At 50.5% G+C, this 5,886-nt stretch carries 5 protein-coding genes; 2 read left to right on the top strand and 3 right to left on the bottom strand.

From position 1 onward, the window contains the following. The coding region (locus tag VFS25_RS15100) for a glycosyltransferase (protein WP_326462997.1) at window positions 1–693 on the top strand (693 nt) is incomplete at its 5' end. 137 nt (window positions 694–830) lie between these two features. On the opposite strand, the gene VFS25_RS15095 is transcribed toward VFS25_RS15100, so the two are convergent. From VFS25_RS15095 to VFS25_RS15085, 3 genes are all read right to left on the bottom strand, one after another. Further along, a complete protein-coding gene (locus tag VFS25_RS15095) occupies window positions 831–2,297 on the bottom strand; it encodes a glycoside hydrolase family 130 protein (RefSeq protein WP_326462996.1) in 1,467 nt (488 codons plus the stop codon). Between the two features lie 198 nt (window positions 2,298–2,495). Beyond that, window positions 2,496–3,767: a glucose-1-phosphate adenylyltransferase gene (locus VFS25_RS15090; RefSeq protein ID WP_326462995.1), complete on the bottom strand. Its 1,272-nt coding sequence runs from the start codon at window positions 3,765–3,767 to the stop codon at window positions 2,496–2,498. Window positions 3,768–3,901: 134 nt separating this feature from the next. Further along, window positions 3,902–5,326 carry a glycogen synthase gene (locus VFS25_RS15085; RefSeq protein ID WP_326462994.1) on the bottom strand — a complete coding sequence of 475 codons (1,425 nt, stop codon included), beginning with the start codon at window positions 5,324–5,326 and terminating at the stop codon, window positions 3,902–3,904. Window positions 5,327–5,402: 76 nt separating this feature from the next. Here VFS25_RS15085 and VFS25_RS15080 point away from each other — a divergent pair. Then, on the top strand, window positions 5,403–5,886 hold a 484-nt coding region (locus tag VFS25_RS15080; protein ID WP_326462993.1), incomplete at its 3' end, for a DUF72 domain-containing protein.

Raw genomic sequence — 5,886 nt, 5'->3', positions numbered from 1 at the left:
ACTACCATCCATGGGTTTTCCTCCTCCAAGATCATTCCCGTATATAAGCGGTATAATGATGTGGGCTATTACGTATCTATCAGCTATGCGAACCGCAGCCCGCTGCTGCGGTATGCCGCCAATGTGTACAATGGCATCCGTACAAAGGACTTTACCCTGCAAACCAGCCCGGATGATTACCTGCTGTACTTCGGGCGCATACACCCCGACAAGGGCACCGCAGATGCTATAAAGATTGCCCAGGCTACCGGCCACCGGTTAATTATTGCCGGTATTATACAGGATGAGGGCTATTACCAGGAAAAGGTGCGGCCGTTCGTGGATGGGAAAAAGGTGATCTTTGCCGGCCCTGTAGGCGGGGCCGAACGCAGCCAGGTGCTGGGCAATGCCAAAGCCTTGCTGCATCCCATTTATTTTGAGGAGCCGTTTGGCCTCAGCGTGGCAGAGGCCATGCTGTGCGGCACGCCTGTAATTGCCTATCACCGCGGCTCCATGGCCGAGCTGATACAGCATGGCAAAACCGGCTTTTTGGTGCATGACATGCAGCAGGCCATTGACTGCATTGCGCAGCTGCCGGGCATAAACCGTACATATTGCCACACCCACGCCAAAGCGCAGTTCAGCCAGGAAAAAATGGTGGAAGGCTATTTGGAGCTGTATAAACAGATACTTGGGGAGAATGTAAAATTTTGAATGTAAAAGCTATGGAAGCGTGAGCACACCTCCGTGTACTGGCATTCATTCATCTGCATATCTCCACCATCCACATCCCTGTCATTTTTTCCCGTCTGCACATCTGCATATCTGCACATTTGCTTATCCGCACATCGTCACCCATCCTGCTTAATACGGTCCAGCAAATGTTCCAGGTTTACGGTGGCAAAGCCGGTGGCGTAATCAGAAAGGCCGTAAGGGATAATCAGCTCCTGGTTATGGATCAGCGAGCCGCAGGAGTACAGCACGTTGGGCACATACCCTTCCCTTTCCTCCTTGGTGGGCACCAGCAGCGGCTCTTTCAGGCGTCCTATCTCCTCCCTGGGATCATCCAGGTCAAGCAGGCTGGCGCTGATGCAGTAGGTACGCATGGGCCCTACGCCGTGGGTGATCAACAGCCAGCCTTCGGAGGTTTCTATGGGTGAGCCGCAGTTACCGATCTGCACAAACTCCCACGGGTATTTGGGATTTTGCAGGATCTCCGGGTTTTCCCAAATGTTGATCCTGTCGGAATACATAATGTAATTATTAATACCGTCAATACGGGAGATCATTACATACTTGCCGTTGATCCTGCGGGGAAACAGCGCCAGGTTCTTGTTCTGCGCGCCTTCGCCATACAGCGGCAATATCTTGAAGTTGTAAAAATCTTTTGTTTGCAGCAGCTTGGGCTGAATAGTAATGCCGTCGTAAGCGGTATAGGTGGCATAATAGGTAATCTCGCCGTCGTTATCGTGAAACTTTACGAAGCGGGCATCTTCAATACCCCGGCTTTCGGACTCGGAGTACGGGAATATTACACGGTCGGAAATATCTGTATCAAGGGAAAAGTTGATCTCATAATAGCTGTCGGCCAGCCATAGCAGCCTTTCCAGCGATTTCTGAATAAGATGGTCCACATGATAGCGCTGCTGCATTTCGCGTATCACGCGTTTAAGGGACATATATTCAAAAGTGTCCGTCAGCTTGCTTTGTACCTCCTTCATTACAGAATCGGGCAGGTGAATTGATACCGCGTTCTGGAAAAAGCTCTGTTTCTGGTAAGTAGAGTTGCGGATAATATCGGCTTCCTCTACATAATTACCAGGGGGCGTTAGCGTGATCTCGTTTTCGCGGTTAATAACGCCATGGCGGAAAGCAATGGACGATATATGCCCTTCCCCTACTGCGCGGAAACTGATGATCACGCGTTTTTCTCCTTCCTCCAGCCCGCTCTGGTCCAGGTCTTCAACAAGCGAAGGATTAAAGAAGGCTGCCGACTCAATGGAGTATTCATTGGTGAAATAAGAGCCCAGCAGCAGCCGCCGTTTATAATCCACCTCATCGTAGTTAACGCCCTGTGAGGCAAACAGGTGCTTTAACCGGTCGCAATGCCGCTCAAAAATGCGGGTAATGTTACGGTGGCGGCGGGAGAACTCGCGCAGCAAAGGTGTAAGCGCTGCGGCTACCTCTGCGTCGGTCATGGCGGCAACCAGGCTGATGATGCCTTTGGCCCGGGCATCGCCATTAAAAAAGAATCTTGCTACTACTCTCTTTAAATCAGGATAGATCTTTATGTTTTGACGTTCTATGGTCAGTCGCATACAATCCAATTTGCGCATATGCAGATGTGCAGATGTGCAAATAGAATGCCCCGGCTCCTTAAGGAGGACGCATTTATTTGTACATCTGCAAATTCATTTGTTACTTTCATTATACATTACAAATGTGCAAACAACTGCATCCTAAGCCCGGTCACGCAACACTCCATCTGCACATCTGCATATCTGCACATTTGCATATTAAATCACGTACCCATCCTCCAATACCATACCCTTTTTTATTACCACGATACCGTCCTTTACGGTATATTTTTCAAACTCGCCGTCGGGCAGGCGTTCGCCGACATTAATTTTAACGCCGTTGCCTATGCTGCAGTTCTTGTCAATGATGGCATTATTAATGTGGCAGTTATCGCCAATGCCCATGGGGGGATGGCCTTTGGCCTTGGCTTTTTCCAGCTCGTCCAGGGTTTGGTAGTAATCGCTCCCCATAATGTAACAGTTTGTGATCACCGATCCACGGCCTATGCGGTTACGGATGCCTACCACGCAGCGCTCCAGGGTGCTGTCTGAAATAATGCAGCCGTCGGAAATAACGGTTTTATTCAGTTTGGCGGAAATTTTCGCGGGCGGCAGCATGCGTGCGCGGGAGTAAATGGTGTGCGACTCGTCAAACAGGTTAAACTTGGGAATATCGTCTGTAAGGCCAATATTGGCTTCCCAGAAAGAGCAGATGTTGCCTATATCTGTCCAGTAACCGGTATACTGGTAGCTTACCACCTTGTAATCGGCGTTAATTGCGTAAGGGATCAGCTCCTTGCCAAAATCGGTAGAGGCCTCCTGCCCGTTCAGCAGGTCGTACAGCACCTGGCGGCTGAACAGGTAAATACCCATGCTGGCCAGGTAAATGCGGCCTTCCTTCTTCATTTCGTCACTTACCGGCGACGACCACGGGCCCAGCACATCCTGCTTGGGCTTTTCCGTAAAAGAGGTGATCATGCCTTTGGGATCTGTTTTCAGGATGCCGAAATCGGAGGCATCTTTGGCGCTTACCGGTATGGTGGCAATGGTGATCTCCGACCCGGACTCTATATGAAACTGCAGCATATCCCGGAAATCCATCTGGTACAGCTGGTCGCCGGAGAGGATGAGCACATATTCAAATTCAAAGTTGTCGATATGGTGCAGGCACTGTCTTACCGCATCTGCCGTACCCTGGTACCAGGTGGGGTTATCGGGGGTTTGCTCTGCCGCCAGTATATCAACAAAAGCCTTGCTGAAATGGCTGAAGTGATAAGTGTTCTTGATATGCTTGTTCAACGAAGCCGAGTTGTACTGGGTTAACACAAAAATGCGGTTCATATCCGCATTCAGGCAGTTGGAGATAGGGATGTCCACCAGCCGGTATTTACCAGCCAAAGGTACTGCCGGCTTGGAACGGCGGCGTGTGAGGGGATAGAGCCGCGTACCGGCTCCTCCGCCCAATATCAGGGAAATGATTGCGTTAGACATATGCTTGATGTTCAATTTTCATCGTAAAACGGTTCATATTTCTGCCGGCTACACCAGTATTAACAAATTACATGCTGATCCGCATAGCAGGCAACGGACGGGTCTGAGGTTCGTGGAATCAGCAAAGTTAAATATTATGGGATCATGGAATTATAAACATTCAGATATTCCTGCGCCGCACTGTCCCAGGAATGGTCCAGCTGCATGCTATATTGTCGTATATGCTGCAGTGTTATAACCTCCTGGTCTTCATACAGCGATACTGCCCGGCCTATTGCCCTGCATATATCCCATACTGCTGCATGTATAAATCGTATGCCAAAACCGTTTTTATCACCAATATCCGTTACAGTATCTCTTAATCCGCCCGTGCTGCGCACAATAGGAACGGTGCCGTAGCGCAGCGCGTACAGCTGGTTCAGGCCACAGGGCTCTACACGGGAGGGCATTAACAGGAAGTCGCTGCCGGCATAAATGCGATGCGAAAGCGCTTCATTATAACCTATGTATATATTAAAGTGATCGCCTACATATTGACGCGTTTGCTGTAGACTCCATTCCACATGAGGTTCCCCGCTTCCCAGCACCAGGAAGTTCACCCGGCCCGGCAGCTCATACAGGGAGCGGCCTATCACCTCCGGCAGCAGGTCGGCGCCTTTTTCCCCAACCAGCCTGCCAATGAAAGAGATCAGCGGCAGGGATGGGTCCAGCCCGAACTCGCGGCACAAAGCCTGTTTATTGGCTTCCTTACCGGCGGCCAGCGTACGGGCGTTATAGTTAGCCGGTATCATGGGGTCGGCGCCGGGGTCCCATACCTTGCTGTCGATACCATTCAGTATGCCTACGCACTTGGCGCGCTCATGGCTTATAAGGCTTTCGAGCCCGGCTGCGGAATTGAACAGCTCTTCCAGGTAGCTGGGTGACACCGTGGTAACCCGCCAGGCGCATTTAATGCCTGCTGCCAGCGGGTTAATGGCCCCTGCCCAGTCCAGCAGGCCGCCCTTCCACGAGTCAAAGGAAGGCAGCAGGTATTGCCGGTCCCAGCCAAACTGGCCCTGGTATTGCGCATTGTGAATGGTTATAACAGAAGGTACGCTCCTGAGGCGTTCATATTTATAACCGTGGCTCATCAAAAAGGGAATAAGCCCGGTGTGGTGGTCGTGGCAATGTATTACATCAGGGGTGTGCCGCCAGTCGTTTACCCAGTCGAGCACTGCCACCTGGAAAGCTAAAAAGCGTTCAGTATCGTTATAGTAGCCGTATACCCCATCGGTATCAAGCAGGCCGGGAATATCCACCAGGTACAGGTCAAACCCCAGCGTGTTATTTTTTTCTTTCCAGATATTAAAATGATACCAGTGAGGGCCCAGGTACAGGCCTGCCTGGTGTACGATCTCGAACTCGTGGTTTTCCCAAAAACGTGTTTTATAACCGGGGATGGCTACTTTCACATAACAACCTGCCTGCGCCTGGTATTTGGGCAAGGCGCCTACCACATCCCCCAATCCTCCGACCTTGGCTACCGGGTAACATTCCGCGCTAACGTGTAATACTTCCATGCTAATTTGTTATTGATACATACTTTTAAGTTACCTTAGAAAAACTATATAAACAAAGAACTCTTAAAATTAATTTATGGACTTCGGACGCGTTGATGAGGCCCTGCTGGACAACATAGATTTTAAATTGCCGGCGGAGCCTGTTTTCAATAAAAAAGCGCTTAAAGGCCAGCCTGTAAAAAAGCCGCAGCTATATCTCGGCTGCGCCAAATGGGGCCGCAAGGAATGGATCGGCAAGATCTATCCCAAAGGCACCAAGGAAGCCAATTTCCTGGACGAGTATGTACACCATTATAACAGCATTGAGCTGAACGCTACCCATTACCAGGTATACGGACCAGACACTATCCGTAAATGGGGCGCCAAGGCAAAGGCCAGGGGCGCTGATTTTAAATTCTGCCCCAAAGTGCCGCAGGCAATCAGCCACTACAGCCAGCTAACCAATGCCGGGGAACTCACCACATCGTTCCTGGAAGGCGTGCTGGCCTTTGAGGAACAGCTGGGCCCTATTTTTTTACAGGTAAGCGACAAGTTTTCCCCCAACCGTAAAGAGCAGCTGT

The sequence above is a fragment of the Chitinophaga sp. genome (assembly GCF_035761305.1).
In the GTDB taxonomy this organism is placed as follows: domain Bacteria; phylum Bacteroidota; class Bacteroidia; order Chitinophagales; family Chitinophagaceae; genus Chitinophaga.
Note: the sequence above shows the minus strand (reverse complement) of the source record. Positions and strands in the feature narration are given on the sequence as shown.